This window comes from Glycomyces sp. NPDC049804, assembly GCF_040674615.1.
GTDB lineage: Bacteria > Actinomycetota > Actinomycetes > Mycobacteriales > Micromonosporaceae > Glycomyces > Glycomyces niveus.
Genome location: NZ_JBFAMQ010000011.1, coordinates 15,646 through 35,058, shown reverse-complemented (window position 1 = coordinate 35,058; position 19,413 = coordinate 15,646). Strand labels below are relative to the sequence as shown.

Sequence of the window (19,413 nt, the reverse complement as noted above, 5' to 3'; positions counted from 1 at the left end):
GTATGCCTACGCCCCCAGCATATGACTATGGAAGTATCTGCCTCGTGTACGCACCGAACGCGTCCTATCTGCGCGTCTACGAGCCGGCGGGCGCGTTCGCCGACGCCGACTACTGGCGTGCGTACGCGGCGTCGGGGCGCGCGATCGACCCCATCGAGGGGCCGCGGCTGCGCCGCGAGGCACTCTACGAGCGGATCGGCTGGCCCTGGCGCGGGGTGCCCTCGTTCCCGCGCGACGCGTACGTCATCGACCGCGGCCGCCAGGCCGACCCCCTCGTGTGCCCCTGGAACCTCCGCTACCGCGTCGCCGCCTCCGCCCTCGAGGTGCGGCGCCTGACCCCCGAGGCCGTCGCCGAGGCGCTGTTCCCGCCCGAGTTCCTGTCCTCGGCGGCCGAAGTGGTCGCCCTGGACGACGGCACCGACCGCCACGACGCCCCCGCCGACTCCCACGAGCACGTCGCCTCCTGGTCCGTGCCGCTGCGCTGGTTCGCCTGCGTCCGACCCGAAGACCGCGAGCTGGTGATCCAGCGCGGCGTCGCCCAGCTGCGCTACCGCACCCCGATCACCAAGGCCCGCACCGGACTCGTCGTCGCCCGCAACCTCGTGCGCTCCGAGTTCGGCGAAGGCGCCGAACTCGCCGAGGCCCTGGCCGAGACCGCCGAGTGGCTCGACGGCTTCCACCGCGACTCGATCGTCGAACTCGACTACGGCGGCCTGGCCGCGCGGCTCGACCCCGAGGAGCTGCGCGCCGAGGACTCGGTCGACCTCACCTGGCAGGCCCTCGACCACCTCGGCGCCTCCGAACCCGAAGAGGCGCAGGACTGCTATGCGCGCCTTGTCGACCGGTGGCGTGATCGTCGTCTCGCCGAGCGCCTCAACTGACCTCGGACGCCGCGGCATCGCACGGCCGCTGCCAGCACGTTCGCATGTGGAGTGATCACTCGGATGAGCGACGCGACCGGAAAGTCCAAGCAAAATCGGCCGTTCGGACTATGTCGGACATCTACGACAGGCCGGACGATTGCAGAAGGAACGAATCAAGGCTCGGCGCCGGTGATTCGCAGCCCGTCTGTGGAGGAGAAGAACGATGACGACAGAGCTGAACCTTCCGGTGGAATCCGAGGCCCTGCTCACCCCGTCCGAGGTCGCCGCGATGTTCCGCGTCGACCCCAAGACCGTCACCCGCTGGGCCAAGGCCGGCAAGATCTCGGCCATCCGGACCCTCGGCGGCCACCGCCGCTACCGCGAGTCCGAGATCCGCGCCCTGATCAACGGTGACATCCCCGCTCAGCGCGTCGCCGCTGAGTAACCGGCAGCGGCGGCGCCACCGACCGGGCACCGCCACTGGAACCAGCACGAACGCCGTGGTCGCACGGCAAGGGAACCAATAGGCCGGACCACCCTTCCGGCCACACCGCCCGGTTCATTCAGCCGGGTCTGCACCGCCCCATCGAAGCCGCGGCAGTCGGCGCCGCGGACTCCGACGAACGAGGACGCGGGCCCTCCCTCAGGGCCCGCCTCCCCGCAACGCCCGGCGAAGCCGGCGCCCCCTCCCATACGCGCGCGTTCCCGATGCGCCGCCGGGGATCGCATGCCACGCTTGAAGCGTGACCCGCACGAAGAGCCTCGCCGTCGCCACCGCCGTCGCAGCGGTGGTCCTCATGTTCGCGCTCGCCGTGCCCCTCCTGAACAAGGCCGTCTCCCCCACGGTCGACGTGGGCGGGCAGACGTTCACCCTCGCGGGCGCCACCCTCACCGCCCCGGACGAGGTCCGGATGCGCCCCGGCTACTACCAGCCCGGCTCCGGCCGCATCGAGTTCCTCGTCGGCGAGGCCGAAGTGGACATCGCCGTCGCGGGCCCCTACGACTTCGACGCCGAGTACCTGGCCGCCGAGATGTCGCGTCTCCTCGAAGTCCAGCCGGGCGTCCAGCTCACCGAACCGCGCGACTGCGCCGCCGACGGCGTCGAGGGCGCGGGCCGCAGCTTCGTCACCGAGACCGGCGCGGGCTTCGCGTGCGCATTCGTCCACGACACGATCCGCGCCGAGGTCACCGCCACCGGCGCGTCGCTAGACTCGGACACTGTGGACAGAATCGACGCGCTCATCGGCCAGTTGTCCTTCGGGTCCGCCTGACATGCGGCTCGACCCCGCCTCGCCCGTGCAGTGGACCGCCGTGCTGCTCATCGTCGCGGCGGGCATCCTGCTGCTGTACAACACGCTCCCGGTGGCGCTCGCCTACCCGCGCGCGGGGACGACCGCGCTGGTCCTGTTCTCGCTCTTCGCGATCCCGTTCTGGTGGCTGCGCGGACGCGTCGCCGACCGGCTCTCGCTCCCGGCGGCGTCGCTCGCGATCGGCCTCGCCTGGGGGGCGACCGTGGCGGTGATGACGTCCCTGTTCGGTTCGCGGGCGCTGCACGGCCTGCTGGCGACCGCGTACGGCCCGGCGTGGGCGGAGCGGTGGTCGCCGGTGCTGGCGGCGCCGGTGGTGGAGGAGGTCGTGAAGGCCGCGGGCGTGGTGCTGGTGGTGGCGATGGCGTGGGGGCGGGTGCACGGGGTGCTCGACGGGATCGTGCTGGGGGCGTTCTGCGGCGTGGGGTTCCAGATCGTGGAGGGGTACGCGTTCGCGATGTCGAGCACGGTCCTGAACCGGGCGGGGGACGTGGTGGAGCCGGTGATCGCGGTCTTCATCGTGCGCGGGGTGCTCGCGGGGCTGTGGAGCCACGCGGTGTTCACGGCGATCGTGGGCGCGGGGGTGGCGTTCGCGGCGACGCGCCGGACGGCGCGGTCGGTGTGGGTCGCGGCCGGGTCGCTCGCGGGGGTGATCGTGCTGCACGCGCTGTGGAATTCGCCGCTGCTGCGCGACGGGCTGGGGCTGGGCGCGCTCGGCGTGCTGGCCGGGGTGATGCTCAAGGGCCTGCCGGCGGTGCTCATCGTATGGTGGCTGGTGCGGTGGGCGAAGCGCGCGGAGGCGCCGGTGGAGCGGGAGCCGGAGGCGGCCTGAGCGTGTCTGTGCAGGTCAGGGCGGCCATACGGGTGGCCCCGGGTACCCGCCCAGTCCCACCTTCACCACTACCAGTGAAAAAGGACAGCGTCCCACAGGGGTACGACATCGCCTGGTCGGCGCGGGAATGCGAGAAGGATTCGTGCGCTGGCACGTAACAATGCCGCCCCGGTCTGAGCGCGCGGTACCGAGACGGCATTGCCGTGCTCGGTCGCGTCCGTCGCTCAAGGCGTCCGCTCCCACTGGCCCGCATTTCGTGCGGCCGGTCCGCGGTCGACGCGACGGTTCATGGCGCGAGCCGCGTCGTCGTGTTCCGGCCGGCCGCTCGGGGGCGGCCCTGCGGTAGGCGATTCGGCCCTGGCACCGGCGGTGAGTGGACCCGTTGGTCCGTCCGGCGCCTCACTTGGTGACGAGTGAGGTTCGACCCAGGGCCGCCGATTTGAGAATCGGCGCCGACCGAGCATCGTGAAGTTCTCTCGATTTCGACGCTACCAGCGGCCGTGCGATTTGTCACCGACTCGGGAGTTCGAATCGTCCCGATTCGTCGGTGCCGATGAGCCCTTCGGTGATGAGCTGCGCGACGGCCTCGTCGAGCATCCTCCGGTCCGGCCAGACCGCGTCGATCCGGTCGCGCCCGACCGGCCCGTCGGCGTCCCGCAGCAGCGCCATGACCTCGCCGCGCACATGCCGGTTGGTGCCTTTGTAGGTCTGGCGCTTGCGGCTCGGCCCGGCCGGGACCTCCTGCCCGGAGAAGCCGCACACGGCGCTCACCGGGCAGGCCCCGCATTCGGGCGCGCGCGCCTTGCACATCAGCGCCCCGAGCTCCATGAGCGCGATCGAGACGCGCGCGGCGGTCGGCGCGTCGTCGGGCAGCAGCGACTCGGCGGCGGCGAGGTCGGCCTTGGTGGTGGCGGTGCCGGCGTCGCTCTTGCCGCCGAGGCGGGCGACGACGCGGCGCACGTTGGTGTCCACCACCGCGTGGCGTCCGCCGTAGTGGAAGACCGCGACCGCGGCGGCGGTGTAGACGCCGATGCCGGGGAGCTTTTCGAGTTCGGCCGGGTCCGACGGGACGACGCCGCCGTGCTCGGTGGCGACGATCCGCGCGCACTCCTGGAGGCGCAGGGCCCGGCGCGGGTAGCCCATGCGGCCCCATTCGCGCAGGACGTCGGCGGTCGGGGCGGCGGCGAGGTCGGCCGGGGTCGGCCAGCGCGCCATCCAGGCCTCCCACACGGGGGCGGCGCGGGCGACCTGGGTCTGCTGGCTCATGACCTCGGAGACGAGCACGCCCCACGCGGTGGTTCCCGGTCGGCGCCAGGGCAGTTCGGTGCGGTGGTGCGCGTCGAACCAGGGGAGCAGGCGGGCGCTGAGGGTCGCGGGGGACGGCAGTGCCGGTGCGGTGTCGGCGGCGAGCATGCCTCCCATTGTCGGTGCGGGGTCCGACGATCGGACGGGAGGGTCCGCGGCCGGGCTCGGCCGGACTCAGCCGGACTCCGCGGGGCTCGGCCGGTCCGCCGGGCACGCCACGAGCACTCGCCTCGGCCGGGGAAGGGCCCCCGGTTGCAACGGTGGCAGCGGGGTGCGACATTTCCGGGTGCGCTGCGGGTCCGGGTGCGTGTAATTCCGCTCTCATGCGACTCCGTTGCGTTAGCGTCCCGGCGTGCAGGGTTTCAGGGGCAGGTTCGTGAAGGGCTCGGAGCCGGAGTCGGTGTACTGGAAGCGGCGGGCGATCGTGGCCGGGGCGGTGCTCGCGTTCGTCCTGCTGGTGGTGGTCGGCCTCAGCGCGCTCGGCGGCGGCGAGGAGAAGCCCGAGGCCGAAGCGGATGCGGCCCAGAACGAGTGGGTGCCGCCGTCGTCGGACTCGACCGTGAACCGCCCGTATTTGCGCGAAACGCCGAGCGCCGAGCCGAGCGAGGAGCCGTCGCCCACGGAGCCGGCGGTGGAGCCCTGCGCGGCCGAGGACCTGATGCTGCAGGTGGTGGCCGCGTTCGACGAGGCGCGGTCGGGTTCGGAGGTGCCGGTGAGCGTCCTCGTCGCGAGCGGCGCGGACACCGCGTGCACCGCGGACCTGCGCGAGGTCGCCGTGGAGCTGACCGCCGGCGCGGACGTCGTCTACTCGACCGCGCACTGCGAGACGCCGCAGGGCGAGCAGGTCGAGCTCGCGGACGGCGCCGGCCAGACGATCGAGTTCACGGTGGACGGACTGGCGTCCGAGGCGGAGTGCGCGGGCGCCCGCCGGGAGCTGCCCGCGGGCGAGTACGAGCTGCGGGCGCGCCTGGGCGACGCGGTCTCGTCGCCGACGACGCTGCGCCTGACCTGAGGTCTAGAGGTAGCGGTCGAGGATCGAGACCTCGGCGAGGCGGGTGAGCGACTCGCGGATGCTCTGCGCGCGCCCGGGGCCGATCCCGTCGACGTCCTGCAGCTCTTCGACGGTGACGCCGAGCAGTTCCGGCAGTGCCCCGAAGTGCCCTACGACCCGTTCGATCACCGCTTCGGGCAGCCGCGGCACCTTGGCGAGCATGCGGTAGCCGCGCGGGCTCACCCGCCGGTCGAGCACGTCCGGCGAGTTCGGGTACCCGAGCGAGCGCGCGACCGCGATGAGGTCGAGCAGGTCGGGGGAGCGCATGGAGTCGACGGCGCGGAGGGCTTTGCGGTAGTCCTCGCCGTCGGGCAGGTAGTCGCGGACGATGAGCTCGCGGTCGGTGTCGACGCCGGCCATGAGCTCGTCGAGCTGGAGGGCGAGGAGCCGCCCGTCGGTGCCGAGCTCGATCACGTGCCCTTCGACCTCGTCGGCGATGTGGCGGGCCATCTCGAGGCGCTGGAGGACGGTGACGGCGTCCCGCACGGTCACGAGGTCTTCGATCTCGAGGCTGGAGAGGCTCCCGGCGACCTCGTCGAGCCGCAGCTTGTACCGCTCGAGCGTGGCGAGGGCCTGGTTGGCGCGGGAGAGGATCTGCGTGGAGGGCTCGAGCAGGTGGTGGATCGAGCCCATGTAGAGGCCGATGGTGTGCATCGACTGGCTCACCGAGATCACGGGGAACCCGGTCTGGATGGCGACGCGCTCGGCGGTGCGGTGCCGGGTGCCCGACTCGTTCGAGTGGATGGAGGGGTCGGGCATGAGGTGGACGCCGGCGCGCACGATGCGCGAGCCGTCCGTGGTGATCACGATCGCGCCGTCCATTTTGCACAGTTCGCGGAGGCGGGTCGCGGAGAACTCGATGTCGAGCTCGAAACCGCCGGTGCAGATCTCCTCGACGAGGCTGTCGCAGCCGACGACGATGAGCGCGCCGGTGCGGCCCCGCAGGATGCGCTCGAGGCCGTCGCGCAGCGCGGTGCCGGGCGCCATGGTGGCCAGGGTCGCGCGCAGGCCCTCGTCCGGGATCGACGCCACGGGTACCCCCAAATGCTGGACGGTCCGCCGGGCGTGGGGGGCCGGGCGGTTGAGGTGACCGGTTCGTTCAGGGGCGGAACGTCAGGTCGCCTCCAGTGTACGGATCACCAGCGCGGGTCAGGGAGCGGCATTTAGGGCAACCCGCCCATCCCGGCCCCGCCTCGGAGAGCACCAGGGCCGCGACGTGCGGCCCGGCCCGATTTCGCTCAGGGCGAACAAACCGGCGCGTCGTCCCCTACAGCCGGTCCACGACCTGCACATGACCCGGCGCGAACGACGCCAGCCGCGCCAGCAGCTGCTGGGGCTCGAGCGCGAAGTCCTTGCAGCGCACCGCGAGATCGAAACCCGCCACCAGGCCCTCGGTGGCCCGGTTCGCCTCCCGCAGCACCGAGCGCCCCAGGAACCCCGGCCGGTCCGACCCGCCGCGCCCCAGGTAGCTGTCCGCCGCGAACAGCAGATACGACGCGCCCCGCCGCTTCGACCCCACATGGATCGCCGCCAGCTCCTCGACGTTGCTCCACGGGATGAGCAGGCTCTTGCCGAAACCCGCCCGCACCCGCAGCCCGAAATGGTTCACCATCAGCTTCGGCGGCCGCACCAGCGGCACGAGGAAGCTCGCCGCCCCCAGCAGCGCCATCACGGTGAAGAACCCCGGCAGCGCCGCCACCGGGTTCGGCTCCCCCGAGTCCAGCGTCTCCGGCTCGGTGCGCACCAGCAGGAACAGGCCCACGACCAAGGCCGTGCACGCGACCGAATAGAGCACCAGCGAGGAGATCCGACGGGTCGGCGAACTGCGCTCGATCGCCACCCACTCCGAGTTCCTGCGCACGCCGCACCTCCTCGGCGGCAATGCTAACCAGACCCGGCGACCCGCGCCACGGACTGCCGAATCGCCTGCCCTCCCGCACTGGGACCGGTCCCGACCGCAGGGGCCTAACCTGCGGTCGCACCCCGACCACGGCTGGAGTCCTCCATGACGACCGCATCGCCGCCCGCCCGCGAGCACGCGCCCAGGACCATCTGGCTCACCGCCGTATGCATATGGTTCCGCGCCGGACTCGGGGTCTTGGCCGCCACCGGACTCTTCGTGACGGGCATCGACATCCAGCGGCAAACCGGCGAAAGGTTCCCCGGCACTCTCATGGCAGGCGCGATCGGCATTGCCGCTGTCTCGACCTTGTGGATCGCGGTGTCCGTGCCGCTGCTGCGCCGCCGCCGCTGGGCGCGGCGGACCGCGATCGCCTTCGAGGTCGCGGCCGTCCTCTTCGGAGGACTCGCCCAGGCCTTTACCGACGGGTCCTCATACGTCGGTGGCTGCTTCCTGGCGCTCAGCGCACTTTCGGTGATCGCAGTGCTCAGAGGGGCTTCGATCGCGTGGTGCTCGCGGTGAGCGGCGGGGGTGAGCGGTGGCGGATCAGGCCGTGCGCAGCTTCACGGCCGGGTTGGGCGGGACCTGGTCCTCCTTGCGTCCTTGCCGTGCGCTGGCGGTCAACGGCGGCGCGATCAGGCCGTGCGCAGCCACACCGCCGCGTCCGGCGGGAGCCGATCCCCCTCGCGCCCTTGCAATACCGCGCTGGCGATGAGCGGTTCGCCTGCGGGGAGCTCGATCTCGTCGTCGGTGAGGTTGACGACGCACCGGAACCCGGGGTCGCGCTCGAACGCGAGCACGCCCGGTTCGCTCTCGAGCCACCGCATCCCGCCGTCGCCGAGCGCGGGTTCGGTGCGGCGCAGGTGCAATGCGAGCCGGTAGAGCGACAGCATCGACTCGGGGTCGCCCAGCTGCCGGGCGGCGGTGAGGTCACGCCATTCGGGCGGCTGCGGCAGCCACGCGCCACCGGGGCCGAACTCGAACGGCGGCGCGTCGCCGCCCCACGGCAGCGGCACCCGGCAGCCGTCCCGGCCCAGGTCGAGTCCGCCGGTCCGCGCGAAGACGGGGTCCTCGCGGAGCGCATCGGGCAGATCGAACACCTCCGGGAGCCCGAGCTCGTCGCCCTGGTAGACGTACACGCCGCCCGGCAGGGCCATGCTCAGCAGCGCGGCCGCCCGCGCCCGCCGCGTGCCGAGCGCGAGGTCCGTCGGGACGCCGTGCTCGCGTTTGAGGAACGAGCTGCGCGCGCGGCCGTAGCGGGTCACGTGCCGCGTCACGTCGTGGTTCGACAGCACCCAGCTCGGCGGCGCGCCGACACCGGCATGCGTCGCGAGGGTCCGGTCGATGACCTCCCGCAGCGCCCCGGCCTCCCACGCGCACTTGAGGAACTCGAAGTTGAACGCCGTGTGCAGCTCGTCGGGGCGCAGGTAGCGCGCGAACCGCTCGGGGTCGCGCACCCAGATCTCGCCCACGAACACCCGCTCAGGCCCGTATTCGCCGAGGACGAGCCGCCAGTCCCGATAGATCTCGTGCACCTCGGGCCGGTCCTTGTCCGGCTCCTCGTCGAGGTCGGCGAAGGTCGGCACGCCCTCGAACCGACCCCGCTTGTCGGGCAGCCCGGCCTGCTTGACCAGGCGCGCTGCCACGTCGATGCGGAAGCCGTCCACGCCCCGGTCCAGCCAGAACCGCAGGATCGAGGGGAACTCGGCCCGCACCTCCGGGTGGTCCCAGTTCAGGTCGGGCTGGGAGGCGTCGAACAGGTGCAGGTACCACTGCCCGTCCTCCACTTGGGACCATGCCGGGCCGCCGAAGCGGGACTGCCAGTTGTTCACCTCGTCGCGGAAGTGGAACCGTTCGCGCGCAGGCGAACCGGGGCCGTCGCGCAGCGCCTCCTGGAACCATGGGTGCTGGTCCGAGGTGTGGTTCGGGACGAGGTCGACGATGATCCGCAGCCCGGCCGCGTGCGCCGCGGCGATGAGGCGCTCGGCGTCGGCGAGGGTGCCGAAGGCCGGGTCGATCGCCCGGTAGTCGGCCACGTCGTAGCCGCCGTCGGCCATCGGCGAGGCGTACCACGGGTTGATCCAGAGCGCGTCGACGCCGAGGTCCCGCAGGTAACCGAGCCGCGATTCGAGGCCCGCGATGTCGCCGATCCCGTCGCCGTTCCCGTCCGCGAAACTGCGCAGGTACACCTGGTAGATCGCTGCGCCCCGCCACCACGTCACATTGCCTCCCAAGGGATCGTGCGCCGCTCGAGCCGCGAGCGCTCGGCCGCGAACGCCATCCGGTGACTGTCCAGAGCGGCCTCCAGGTCCGTGGCGGCCGACTCGCCGCCCTCGAGCGCGGTGACGAACGCGTCGATCAGCGCCTCGTCGCCGCCCGAATGCCCCCGGTGGTCCGGCGCGCCGCCGCCCGGCGGCTGGGGGCCGCGGCTCGGCTCGTCCTCCGCCGGCCCGGCGTGGATCTCGAACACCCTGTGCCCCAGGGGAGGCCGCGTGAACCGCTGCCCGATCCGAGCACCGGGCAGCACCGGCAGGACGGCGGCCGGCGAGAACAGGTCGACCTCGAACGTGCCCGTCCGCAGGTTCCCGGCGATCTCCCCCGCCGTCCCGGTGAGCCGCACGGTCCGCGTGTTCTGCCCGGTGAACGCCGAGGTCGAGAGGGTCGCGGTGAGCCCGCCGGGGAAGTCGACGACGGTCTGCTGGTGGTCGACGACGTCGTTGTCCGAGTGGAACACGCACCGCCCGTACGGCCCGGCCCGCAGCGCCTCGAGGCGGCCCTCGGGGCTCGTGTCGTCGCCGAGGAGCGCCACCGGCCAGCCGTCCCGGTCCGCTAGGGCCTCAACGTAGTAGCGGGGCGCGTAGAACGGGCAGGAGTCGGCCGCCGGGCAGCCGTCGAGGCAGTGGCCGGGCGCGCCTTCGGGCGCGTTCTCGGACCGGAAGTAGGTCAGGGACCCGGCGCTGGCGACCGACGCGGGCGACTCGCCGGCGAACCAGCGGATCATGTCGAGGTCGTGGCAGGTCTTGGCGAGCACCATCGGGCTGGAGGTGGCGAGGTTGCGCCAGTTGCCGCGCACGTACGAGTGCGCGTAATGCCAGAACCCGATGTTCTCCTCGACACGCATGGTCACGAGTCGGCCGATCGCCCCCGAGTCGACGAGCCGCCGGATCGCGATCCAGAACGGCTGGTAGCGCATCACGTGGCCGATCCATATGCGGGCCTTGCGGTCCCGGGCGGCGGACGCGAGCGCTTCGAGGTCGCCGGCCGTGGTCGCGGCGGGCTTCTCGAGGAGGACGGGGAGGCCGGTCTCGATGGCGGCGAGCGCGGCGTCCAGATGGAGCCGGTCGGGCAGGGCGATCACGAACGCGTCCAGGCCGATCGCCTCGGCGTCGGCGATGAGGTCGCGCCAGTCGGCGTAGCGGTGCGCGGCCGGCACGGTCCCGGCGTCGGCGAGCCGGTCGCGCCGGTACGGGACGGGGTCGGCGACGGCCGCGACGGCGGCGCGGTCGGGCCGCTTGATCGCCCAGCGGCCGTAGGTGTCGGAGCCGCGCGCTCCCGCGCCCAGGATGCCCAGTCGGATTGCCATGTGTCTCAGCCTTTCTCGGCTCCGGAGGTGAGCCCCGTGACGAGCAGCCGCTGCGCCAGGAAGAACCCGGCGACCACGGGGACGGTGATCGCGATCGACCCGGCCATGAGCACGGTGGTGGGCACCGAGAACTCGGTGAGCTGCGCGATGCTAAGCGAGACCGTCCAGCGGTCGCGGTCGGCGACGAGGAAGAGCAGCGCGAACAGGTACTCGTTCCAGGCGATCATGAACACGTAGAGGGCGGTGGCGGCCACGCCGGGGAGGGCGAGGGGGAGTACGACGCGGCGGATGAGGGCGAGGCGGCCGCACCCGTCGATCATCGCCGCTTCCTCCACTGAGGACGGCACGGCGACGAGGTAGGTGCGGAGCATGTACAGGGCCACGGGCACGGTCTGCGCGACGTACACGAAGACGAGGCCGCCGAGCGAACCGGTGAGCCCGACCCGGCTGAGCAGCACGAACAGCGGCACGGCGAGCACGATGCCGGGGAGGAGGTAGACGCCGAGGAAGACGACGTTGACCGTGTCTCGGCCGAGGAAGCGCAGCCGCACGGCCGCGTACGCGCCGAGGACGCTGAAGAGGATCGCGAGCGCGGCGGTGGCGAGCGCGACCTGGAGGGAGTTCCACATGTTGCCGCCGAGGCCGTATTCGGCGATGGTGGTCGGGTAGGAGTCCACGGTGATCTCGTCGAGTGAGGGGATCAGGTCGAGCGGTTCGGAGACCACGGACTGGAAGGGCCGCAGGGAGAGCAGGATGCCGTAGAGCAGCGGTCCGGCGGTGGCGATTACCGCGACGGTGATGACGGCCCACCGGAGGACGCCGAGCACGCGGTCCTCGGCGGTGAGGCGGGCACGCCGGAAGCGCCGCGCACCTCCGGGAGAGGACCCCCGGTTTCCAGGCTCCCTCGGGGGTACGACATTTTCGGCGTCCCCCGACACGATCGGGTGAGTCGAATCTTCAGTGCGAGTCTCGCTCATGCCCGCTCCCGCTTGATCATCCACGCGTAGACCGCGACCACGACCAGGAGCATCCCGGTCATGAGCAGTCCAGTGGCCGAGGCGGTGCCGATGTTCGCGCGCACCACCAGCTCCGAGTAGACCCGCACCGCCAGCACCTCGGTGCCGCCCGCGCCGCCGGTGAGCAGGTAGATGTCGTTGAAGTTCTGGAACGACCACAGGAACCGCAGTACCGCGAGCAGCGCCATCACCCCCGCGAGCTCGGGCAGCAGCAGGTGCCGGAAGATCCGCGTCTTCCCGGCCCCGTCGATCTGCGCGGCCTCCTCGATGTCCTCCGGCACCACCTGCAGCCGCGCGGTGATGAACAGGAACGCGAGCGGGAAGGTCTTCCACACCTCGAACGCGATCACGCACATGAGCGCCACCGGCACTGCGAACGGCCCGAGGTCGCGGGTCGTGGTCGTCAGGAACGCGATCGGCTCGGCCCACCCGAGCCACTCCACGCCCACCGCGTTCACCAGGCCGTACCCGGGGTTGAGCAGCGTCTTCCAGATCGTGGCCGCCGCGACCACCGGAAGCACGTAAGGCACGAGCACGAGCGCCCGGATCAGCCCGCGCCCCCGGAACGGCCGCCGCAGCGCCAGCGCGACCCCGAGCCCGACGAGCACCGCCCCGGCCGAGGACGCCGCCGCGTAGACGACGGTGGTCGTCGCGGCCGACCAGAACCGGGGCGAGTTCCATACGGCCGCGATGTTGTCGCCGGTGAAGACGAGGTTGTCGATGTAGAGGCGCGGGATGTCGACCAGTCGCACGTCGAGGAAGGCGAACAGGGCGACCGCCAGGAACGGCAGCACTGCGAACAGCAGCACCACGATCACCGTGGGGCCGACCAGGAGCCGCCCGTGCAGGTCCTCGCGGCGCGAGAGCGTCAGGGGCTTGCGGTGGCGATCGCGCGGCGGTTCAGGGACGGCCCGCCGGGTGGTGCGTTCGGCGGCGCGCACGCCGACAGCGCTGGGGGCCGCTGGGGAAGGGCCCCCGGTTTCAAACGTGCCACCGGGGTCCGACACCGGATCGGCGCCGCTGTTCGAATCCGGGGGTCGCCCGATCCGCCGCTCGGGGGCATGGCCGCCCGCCGGCCCGCTCTGGCGTCCCGCCCCGTCGGTGCTCATCCGCCCAGGTCCTGCTGCGCCGCTTCCACACTCGCGGCCATTGCGCCCGCGACCTCGGCGGGCGGGGCGCCGTCGAAGAGCGCTTCGGCCTCGGTGGCGAGGATCGTCTGCGAGAAGACGATCCCGGCGAGCTCGGCGTCCGGCGTCCCCCAGCCCCACCGCGTGAACTCCTCGGCCCCGGCTGCGAGCCGCTCCACGAGCGCCGGGCCGTAGACCTGCTCGATCGAGAGCTCCTGCGCCTGGTCGTTGCCGAACGGCAGCGCCGACCACGCGTCCAGATACTCCGTCGACCGGGCCTCGGGGCCCGGCCGCACCGGGATGCGGCCCTCGGTCGCCGAAGCCAGGTTCTCCACGTACCCGTCGCTGAGCATGAACTTCACGAACTCCTTGGCGTCAGCGGTATTCGCGCCCGCCGGGATGCCGTAGTTCGTCGTCTGCCCGTACTCGACGGGCGCCTCGGCGCCGGTGCCGGTGAACGTCGTCAGGTACGCCGTGTTCTCGGCGAGGAACCGCGGATCGTCCGCGCACTCGGCGCAGGTCACCGGGTTGTCGACGTCGAGGCCCGCGACCTCGTCGACGATGTGCGAGGAGAACAGCACCATCGCGGCCGACCCGGACAGGTACGCGGCCCGGGCCGCCTCGACGTCCATTTGCGCCGGTCCGGCCGCGGTCGCGAGCCGCTGGTAGTGGGCCAGGCCCTCGACGCATTCGGGCGAGTCGATGGTCACCTGCCCGTCCGTCGCCAACCGGCAGCCGAACGGGAGCAGCATCGACTCGATGCCCTCCTGCGTGTACACGTCGCCGGGGGTCGTGCCGATCGCGATGCCCGCCAAGCCGTCCGCGTCGAGCGCCTCGGCCGCCGCCGCGATGTCGGCGACGGACGCGGGCGGCTCGAGCCCGGCGGCCTCGAACAGATCGGTGCGGTAGGCGATCGTGTGGCCCCACCCGTCCGAGGGCACGGCGTGCAGTCTCCCGCCGATCGTGACCATGTCGAGCGCCGCCCGGCTGAACGTGTCCGCGCCCAGCTCGTCGACGACCTCCTGCGGCGCTCGGTCGTCGAGCAGACCCTGCGCCGCCCACGCGGCCGTGCTGGACGGGTTGTGCGCGATCACGTCGGGCACGTCGCCCGACGCGGCCGAGGTGACGAGCGTCTGCCCGGCCTGGTCCGGCTCGAGCGGGACCATCTCCACCTCGATACCCGTGGCCTCGGTGAACGCGTCGATCACGGGCTGCTGCGCCGCGATCCGCTCCGGGGTGGTGTACGGCGTCCAGAAGACGATCGAACCGTCGCCCTCCTCGGACTCCTCTGGGCTGCAGGCGGATACGGCGAGCAGCAGCATTGCGGCCGCTACGCAGGTCGTCATTGTCCTCATAGCCGCTCCTAAGGGGCGAATCGGCGCGAACAGCGTCCAATCCGCACTATAGCGGCGATGAGTGGCCGCGCGGTACCCCTCCGTGTCGACGAACCCCGGTTCGCCCGAAAACCCCCGGTGTCCGGGGCGGCCCGTACGCTGGCGCGGTGATCGTCTGGCTCGCTTCATATCCCCGCTCCGGCAACACCTTCTTCCGCATCGCCCTCCACCGCCTCTACCAGGTGCCGACCTACGTCGTCTACGACGTCGACGGCGTCGCCGCCCAGATCGGCACCGCCCTCATGGACGCCCGCGAACGACCCGCCGGCTTCGACGAGATGCGCGCCTGCGACGAAGTCCACTTCGTCAAAACCCACCGCCAGCGCGGCGACGCTGTCATCGCCGAGCAAGACCGCGCCATCTGCCTCGTGCGCGACGGCCGCGACTCGGTGGTCTCCTGGGCGCGCCTCAACACCGCCCACCTCGCGGGCGAACCCGACTACGAGGACCGGTTCGCCGCCGAGGCCCGCGCGATCATCACCCGCCGCACCGGCGGCACGGGCGGCTGGGGCCAGAACGTCCTCTCCTGGAGCTCCTCCACCAGCCCCGAACCGGTCTGGGTCCGCTTCGAAGACCTCATCGCCGACCCCCGCGCCACCGTCGAGGCCGCCGTCGGCAAAGCCGCCCCCAGCCTGCGGCCCGACCCTGACGCCCCGATCCCCGCCTTCGGCGAGCTCAACGCCCGCGAACCCGGCTTCTTCCGCGCCGGCATCACCGGCGCCCACACGACCGAACTCCCGCCCGACCTCCACGACCTGTTCTGGGACCAGCCCGACAACGCGACCGCCATGCGGCTCAACGGCTACCGGTAATGCGCTGGCGGCCCGCCGCCGCGGACTGCCACACTGCGACCGTGATCGAGATGCGCGCGCTCGGCGCCGACGACTGGCGCCTGTGGAGGGACCTGCGGCTCGCGGCGCTCGCCGAAGCGCCCGACGCGTTCGGCTCCCGCCTGGCCGACTGGCAGGGCGACGGCGACCGGGAGGAGCGCTGGCGGTCGCGTCTGGCGATGCCCGGCTCGCACAACCTGGTCGCCGAGGTCGACGGTGCCCCGGCGGGGATGGCGAGCGGCGTGCCCGCTGAGGATCCGGCGGCGCGAGGGCTGATCGCGATGTGGGTGAGACCCGCCTCGAGGGGCCTTGGCGTCGGTGACGCTCTGATCAGGGCGGTCGCGGACCGGGCGAGGGCCGAGGGCGCGTCGGAGCTGCGACTCGCGGTCTACGAGCACAATGCGGCGGCGCTGCGCCTGTACCAGCGAAACGGCTTCGAGGTCGCTTCGGAGGCAGGGGTCGAGCGGTTCATGGTCATGCCGCTCGGCGAGCGCCTCGGCGGGGACGGTCTCATTCGAGGCCGCGCTTCTCCCGCTCGGCGTCCATGAACTCCTCCATGAGCGCTCCAGGATCCACTATGTACTCGGGTTCGACGACCGCGTCGTAGTCGTCGGTGTCGAGGGGCAGGCCGAGTTCTGCCAGCCGGGGCGCCAATCGGGGTGAACGCCGCGCGTTTGTCGTCCTGGTACTTCGACGGCGCATGCTTCGGCGAGTGTCCGGCCCGCGAGGCTCCAGAACGTGAACTCGGTGTCGAGTTCGAGCAGCGGAGCAGGCTGGTCCGCGGGCTGGCCGGGGTGGAACCAGTAGCCGATCCAGCCTTTGCCGCCTTCGGCGATGAGCTCGGCGTACTCGGCCGTCGCCGCCGCGCCCGCGTTGACCGCCTGCATATCGGGATCGGCAAGCTCCTCGGGGCGCAGGTAGCTGGTGTCGAAGAGCGGGTTCAGCTGGTCGGGCTCGAAGAACTGGAGGTCGAGCAGGTCGCGGAAGTCGTTGCGGCCCTCCCACTGCGCCAGCAGCATCACGCGCAGGTCGGCCGGGACGGGGCGGCCTTCCAAGTGCTGGTTCGCGAATGCGGCGAGTCGGTCTTCGAACATGTCCACTCCTCGGTCGAATCGCGTTGCGGCGACCACCATATGCCGCCTGCGCCGCCCCGCGCCCTACCCGGCCTCGGCGGCCGGTCGGACCTCGCTGACGTGCAGCGTGACCTGGATCGGCTCGCGGTCGGCGTGGTCGCCGAACTCGACGAGGACGGTGTCCGGCTCGGCGGGGAGGTCGACGACCGTACCGACCGCACCGGCCCGCAGTCCGAGGTCGTCGATGTCTTCGAGGAGTACGACCCGGTCGAGGTACGTGAACGGCTCCGGCCCGGCGGCTCCCAGCGGCGTCTCATTCGGGCCGCGGCCCACGCACCAGGCGCGCGTGTTCCGGTGGGAGAGCACGAAGAGCAGCAGGATCGAGAGCCCGATGCTCGCGGGGTTGCCACCGGAGGCCCCTCCGGCCGCCGCCGTCTCGATGACCACGATCCCGATCGCTATGCCGGACAGCACCATGCCGGTGATCCGCGCCCAGTTCTGGCGCATCACGAGGCCGATGGCGAGCGCTGCGTTGAGCAGGCCTCCCAGCACCAACAGCGCGGTCACGCCGGGCGGGATCATCGAGGCGGTGACGGTACCGAAGATCAGGCCGACAACCGACTTCAGCCCAAGGAAAACGACGGCGAGGATCGCTGAGCCGGGCATGCGAGGGAGCGCGGGGTGGGAGGGACGGTTCATCGCAGACTCCTCAGCGGACTCGACGGCGAAGGCGCAGGCAAGCCCTCGAGAACCGTGTTGTACCAAGGCATCTTCGGGAGGGGTCCCGGTCGCTCTTGTCGGGGCGTGCAAGGAGATCGTCCGAGTCGCATGCGCCCGAAAGTGATCGCTAACTAGACGCTTCTGCGTCGAAGTGGATTTCACGGCGTGTCGGGGATGCCGTTCCCATGAGTCTCATGTAACGCTTGTTGCACGCGCAGTGCGCGGCACTCGAACTCACAAGCGAAGAACGTAAGCGCGGGCCACCGCACATCCGGCAAGATTTTCGGCGGCCCGCTGAAGGTAAACCAAGAAGGGAAACCCTCCTATGGTCAGCTTGAGCGTACCCCAGAATCGACCCTGGACCCTGGACGGCGGGCAGGGCGATTCGAATCGCCACCGCAAAGGCGACACCTACCTCATCGGCGGCAAGCCCTACGACCCGCTCGACCCCGGGCCGTGGCTGTGGGAGGCCGACCCCGCCTTCCAGTCCGACCGCCGCACCGGCCGCCACCGCCGCGGCGAACTCCCCGACCCCCGCCGCCCCCGGCCCTATCCCGAACCGGCCGTGACCTTCGGCAAGCTCCGCGAGGACGCCTGGACCCGTTTCCTCGACCACTCCGCGGTCCTCGCGCAGGCCCAACTCGAGCCCCGCCGCGAAGGCCGCTTCAAGGCCGCGCTGCTCCGCGCCCTCCGCCGGATCACGAGCGCCCTGCGCTGACCCCGGCTCGTCCACTTGCCGATCGCCGCATGGCGAGCGGCAGTCTCCCCTCGGCTCTGACAGGCGAGGGGAACACCCGAAGAAAGGAGTCCGGATGCCTGTCGGCTCCCGGCATGAACATGTACTCGAGCTGGTCGAGCAGGTCCCCGGCCTGCTCGAAAGCCTGATCGAACGCAATACCGGAAAGGAGGTCCCCGAACACGACTCGGTCGACAGCGCGGGCGAGTCCGCCACGATCCGCGAACCGATCGAGGTGCTCGCGGACTCGGTGCGCGTCTTCCGCAAGAACGGACGCCCCCAGCTGGCGGTCATCGTGGAGATGCAGCATCGACCGTCGAAGAAGAAGCTCTTCGACTGGCCGCACTTCTTGTTCGGCTTCCGCGTGGAGCACGGGTGCCCGACCGTATTGGTCGTGCTCACCGTCTCGGCCAAGACCGCCGAATGGGCGCGCGAGCCGATCGACGGCGGCCTGGGCCAGTCGCTCGTCCGGCCGATCGTGATCTGCCTCGACGAGCTCGACCCTCAGTCCGACCTCGGACTCAACCTGCTGTTCGCATTCGCGGACAAGTCCTCCCAAGACAATCTCGAACACCTAGCCGACGCACTTGCGACCATCCCCGCGGACCAAGCCAAGCGGTATGCTGACATCCTGCTCGGCGGCCTGCGAGGGGACGCAGCCGACACCTGGAGAGAACTCATGAAGCGCAACTACCAGATGTACCAGAACGAGTACGCCCAAGAGCTGCTCGCCCGAGGCCGCGAAGAAGGCCAGACTCAGGGCGAGGCCCGCTCGATCCTGCGGGTGCTCGCCGCGCGCGGCATCGCCGTCCCCGATCGAATCAGCCGGAAGATCCTCGCCTGCCAGGACCAGTCGCAGCTCGATCACTGGCTCGACCAGGCAGCCGTCACCGACGACATCGAGCGGCTGTTCAGCGAGTAGCGGCCTCTTGCGGAGCGGGCCTCTCGTCTGAGGCCCGCTCCTCGCGAACGGCTCAGGAAGCCCTGCCGCGCTTCCCGAGGAAATCGTCGAAGGCCATGGTCAGCGCCGCGTAGGCGACGCTCTCCTCCTTGAATCCGGCCTCCCAGCTCACCGCGAGCCTGCCGTTGCGCCGGATCGCGATCGTCGCCTGCGGATCCGGTGCGATCCGGTGCAGCCAGAACACCTCGTCCCCGATGAGATGCACGCGCGTGCGCTGCACCTCGATCGTCATCCCTTGGAAGTCGAATGTCCCCACGACACTCATGCGCCGCAAGTCGACTTGTAGAAACTCCCCGGACCGTTCGAGAACTCCACCGCGATCGCGGCGGCGACCCGGGCCTTCTGGCCCTCTCGCCACTCCTCGGACCGCTCGTTGGCCGCGCCGTGCCACACCGTGGCGCGCGTGACCCCGCCCGCGTAATACAACGTCGCCAGCCGCTCCCACTCCGGCGCGGACTGGACCAGCAGGCCGTCACCGATCCGGTTGTCGGTCCACAGCTCGATCTTCTCGCCCTCACCGGTGACCCAGCCGCCGACGAAGTCCATGCGCTCGGGGACGCGATCGAGATCCGGTCCTCGGCCGAGCGGACCCGCCCCTCGTACTCTGGTGGATGCCATCAGAAGTCTCCATCTTCCGTTGGTACGGGCTCCCTGCCCGCTTGCACCGGGCAGGGAGCCCTTTCCTGTGCGGGAGGTGCCACGCCCCCGATTCCAC

Annotated in this window: 22 protein-coding genes; 10 read left to right on the top strand and 12 right to left on the bottom strand. The window is 71.4% G+C overall.

Translation table 11 applies throughout. From position 1 onward, the window contains the following. The first annotated feature begins 44 nt into the window (after nucleotides 1-44). The 4 genes from AB0K52_RS17655 (at nucleotide 45) to AB0K52_RS17640 (ending at nucleotide 3,002) form a co-directional block, all read left to right on the top strand. Nucleotides 45-881, top strand: a complete 837-nt coding sequence (locus AB0K52_RS17655; protein ID WP_363533105.1) for a hypothetical protein — start codon at nucleotides 45-47, stop codon at nucleotides 879-881. 205 nt (nucleotides 882-1,086) lie between these two features. Then, the gene (locus tag AB0K52_RS17650; protein ID WP_205328228.1) at nucleotides 1,087-1,308 is read left to right on the top strand and encodes a BldC family transcriptional regulator; all 222 of its coding nucleotides are present in this window, start codon (nucleotides 1,087-1,089) and stop codon (nucleotides 1,306-1,308) included. 298 nt (nucleotides 1,309-1,606) lie between these two features. Continuing rightward, nucleotides 1,607-2,134, top strand: coding sequence for a hypothetical protein (locus AB0K52_RS17645; protein WP_363533102.1), 528 nt, complete (start codon nucleotides 1,607-1,609; stop codon nucleotides 2,132-2,134). Nucleotide 2,135: 1 nt separating this feature from the next. Then, on the top strand, nucleotides 2,136-3,002 hold the full coding sequence (locus AB0K52_RS17640) for a PrsW family intramembrane metalloprotease (protein ID WP_363533099.1): 867 nt from the start codon (nucleotides 2,136-2,138) through the stop codon (nucleotides 3,000-3,002). Nucleotides 3,003-3,512: 510 nt separating this feature from the next. On the opposite strand, the gene AB0K52_RS17635 is transcribed toward AB0K52_RS17640, so the two are convergent. Continuing rightward, nucleotides 3,513-4,415: an A/G-specific adenine glycosylase gene (locus AB0K52_RS17635; RefSeq protein WP_363533096.1), complete on the bottom strand. Its 903-nt coding sequence runs from the start codon at nucleotides 4,413-4,415 to the stop codon at nucleotides 3,513-3,515. A 244-nt stretch (nucleotides 4,416-4,659) separates the two neighbouring features. Here AB0K52_RS17635 and AB0K52_RS17630 point away from each other — a divergent pair, with 244 nt between their 5' ends. Further along, a complete protein-coding gene (locus AB0K52_RS17630) occupies nucleotides 4,660-5,319 on the top strand; it encodes a hypothetical protein (protein ID WP_363533093.1) in 660 nt (219 codons plus the stop codon). Nucleotides 5,320-5,322: 3 nt separating this feature from the next. Here the strand turns inward: AB0K52_RS17630 and disA are convergent, their stop codons facing one another. Both disA and AB0K52_RS17620 read right to left on the bottom strand, forming a co-directional pair. Continuing rightward, entirely contained in the window at nucleotides 5,323-6,345 is a 1,023-nt protein-coding gene (gene disA / locus AB0K52_RS17625) for a DNA integrity scanning diadenylate cyclase DisA (protein ID WP_208497420.1), read from the bottom strand. Between the two features lie 280 nt (nucleotides 6,346-6,625). Continuing rightward, on the bottom strand, nucleotides 6,626-7,219 hold the full coding sequence (locus tag AB0K52_RS17620) for a hypothetical protein (RefSeq protein ID WP_363533091.1): 594 nt from the start codon (nucleotides 7,217-7,219) through the stop codon (nucleotides 6,626-6,628). Nucleotides 7,220-7,363: 144 nt separating this feature from the next. Here AB0K52_RS17620 and AB0K52_RS17615 point away from each other — a divergent pair, with 144 nt between their 5' ends. Further along, nucleotides 7,364-7,780 (top strand): hypothetical protein, encoded by a 417-nt coding sequence (locus tag AB0K52_RS17615; RefSeq protein WP_363533088.1) that lies wholly within the window; start codon nucleotides 7,364-7,366, stop codon nucleotides 7,778-7,780. Between the two features lie 113 nt (nucleotides 7,781-7,893). Here AB0K52_RS17615 and AB0K52_RS17610 read toward each other — a convergent pair whose 3' ends face one another. From AB0K52_RS17610 to AB0K52_RS17590, 5 genes are all read right to left on the bottom strand, one after another. Beyond that, nucleotides 7,894-9,480, bottom strand: a complete 1,587-nt coding sequence (locus AB0K52_RS17610; RefSeq protein ID WP_363533085.1) for a glycoside hydrolase family 13 protein — start codon at nucleotides 9,478-9,480, stop codon at nucleotides 7,894-7,896. Continuing rightward, on the bottom strand, nucleotides 9,477-10,841 hold the full coding sequence (locus AB0K52_RS17605) for a Gfo/Idh/MocA family oxidoreductase (RefSeq protein ID WP_363533082.1): 1,365 nt from the start codon (nucleotides 10,839-10,841) through the stop codon (nucleotides 9,477-9,479). The genes AB0K52_RS17610 and AB0K52_RS17605 overlap by 4 nt, the downstream gene beginning before the upstream one ends. A gap of 5 nt (nucleotides 10,842-10,846) precedes the next feature. Next, nucleotides 10,847-11,668 (bottom strand): carbohydrate ABC transporter permease, encoded by an 822-nt coding sequence (locus AB0K52_RS17600; RefSeq protein ID WP_363533079.1) that lies wholly within the window; start codon nucleotides 11,666-11,668, stop codon nucleotides 10,847-10,849. Nucleotides 11,669-11,814: 146 nt separating this feature from the next. Next, a complete protein-coding gene (locus AB0K52_RS17595; RefSeq protein ID WP_363533077.1) occupies nucleotides 11,815-12,798 on the bottom strand; it encodes a sugar ABC transporter permease in 984 nt (327 codons plus the stop codon). A 164-nt stretch (nucleotides 12,799-12,962) separates the two neighbouring features. Then, the gene (locus AB0K52_RS17590; RefSeq protein ID WP_363533074.1) at nucleotides 12,963-14,339 is read right to left on the bottom strand and encodes an extracellular solute-binding protein; all 1,377 of its coding nucleotides are present in this window, start codon (nucleotides 14,337-14,339) and stop codon (nucleotides 12,963-12,965) included. Nucleotides 14,340-14,485: 146 nt separating this feature from the next. On the opposite strand from AB0K52_RS17590, the gene AB0K52_RS17585 reads away from it, so the two are divergent. Together AB0K52_RS17585 and AB0K52_RS17580 are read left to right on the top strand one after the other, a co-directional pair. Continuing rightward, complete coding sequence (locus tag AB0K52_RS17585; protein ID WP_363533071.1) at nucleotides 14,486-15,190, top strand: sulfotransferase domain-containing protein; 705 nt, start codon at nucleotides 14,486-14,488, stop codon at nucleotides 15,188-15,190. A 41-nt stretch (nucleotides 15,191-15,231) separates the two neighbouring features. After that, a complete protein-coding gene (locus tag AB0K52_RS17580; protein ID WP_363533068.1) occupies nucleotides 15,232-15,756 on the top strand; it encodes a GNAT family N-acetyltransferase in 525 nt (174 codons plus the stop codon). Nucleotides 15,757-15,783: 27 nt separating this feature from the next. On the opposite strand, the gene AB0K52_RS17575 is transcribed toward AB0K52_RS17580, so the two are convergent. Then, nucleotides 15,784-16,302 (bottom strand): hypothetical protein, encoded by a 519-nt coding sequence (locus AB0K52_RS17575; protein ID WP_363533065.1) that lies wholly within the window; start codon nucleotides 16,300-16,302, stop codon nucleotides 15,784-15,786. A 63-nt stretch (nucleotides 16,303-16,365) separates the two neighbouring features. Beyond that, nucleotides 16,366-16,980 (bottom strand): DUF4926 domain-containing protein, encoded by a 615-nt coding sequence (locus AB0K52_RS17570; protein ID WP_363533063.1) that lies wholly within the window; start codon nucleotides 16,978-16,980, stop codon nucleotides 16,366-16,368. 355 nt (nucleotides 16,981-17,335) lie between these two features. On the opposite strand from AB0K52_RS17570, the gene AB0K52_RS17565 reads away from it, so the two are divergent. Continuing rightward, nucleotides 17,336-17,719: a hypothetical protein gene (locus AB0K52_RS17565; RefSeq protein WP_363533060.1), complete on the top strand. Its 384-nt coding sequence runs from the start codon at nucleotides 17,336-17,338 to the stop codon at nucleotides 17,717-17,719. A gap of 94 nt (nucleotides 17,720-17,813) precedes the next feature. Further along, entirely contained in the window at nucleotides 17,814-18,659 is an 846-nt protein-coding gene (locus tag AB0K52_RS17560; RefSeq protein ID WP_363533057.1) for a hypothetical protein, read from the top strand. A gap of 52 nt (nucleotides 18,660-18,711) precedes the next feature. Here AB0K52_RS17560 and AB0K52_RS17555 read toward each other — a convergent pair whose 3' ends face one another. Together AB0K52_RS17555 and AB0K52_RS17550 are read right to left on the bottom strand one after the other, a co-directional pair. Then, nucleotides 18,712-18,930, bottom strand: a complete 219-nt coding sequence (locus tag AB0K52_RS17555; RefSeq protein ID WP_363533054.1) for a hypothetical protein — start codon at nucleotides 18,928-18,930, stop codon at nucleotides 18,712-18,714. A gap of 29 nt (nucleotides 18,931-18,959) precedes the next feature. Continuing rightward, nucleotides 18,960-19,316, bottom strand: coding sequence for a hypothetical protein (locus tag AB0K52_RS17550; RefSeq protein WP_363533052.1), 357 nt, complete (start codon nucleotides 19,314-19,316; stop codon nucleotides 18,960-18,962). Nucleotides 19,317-19,413: the final 97 nt, after the last annotated feature.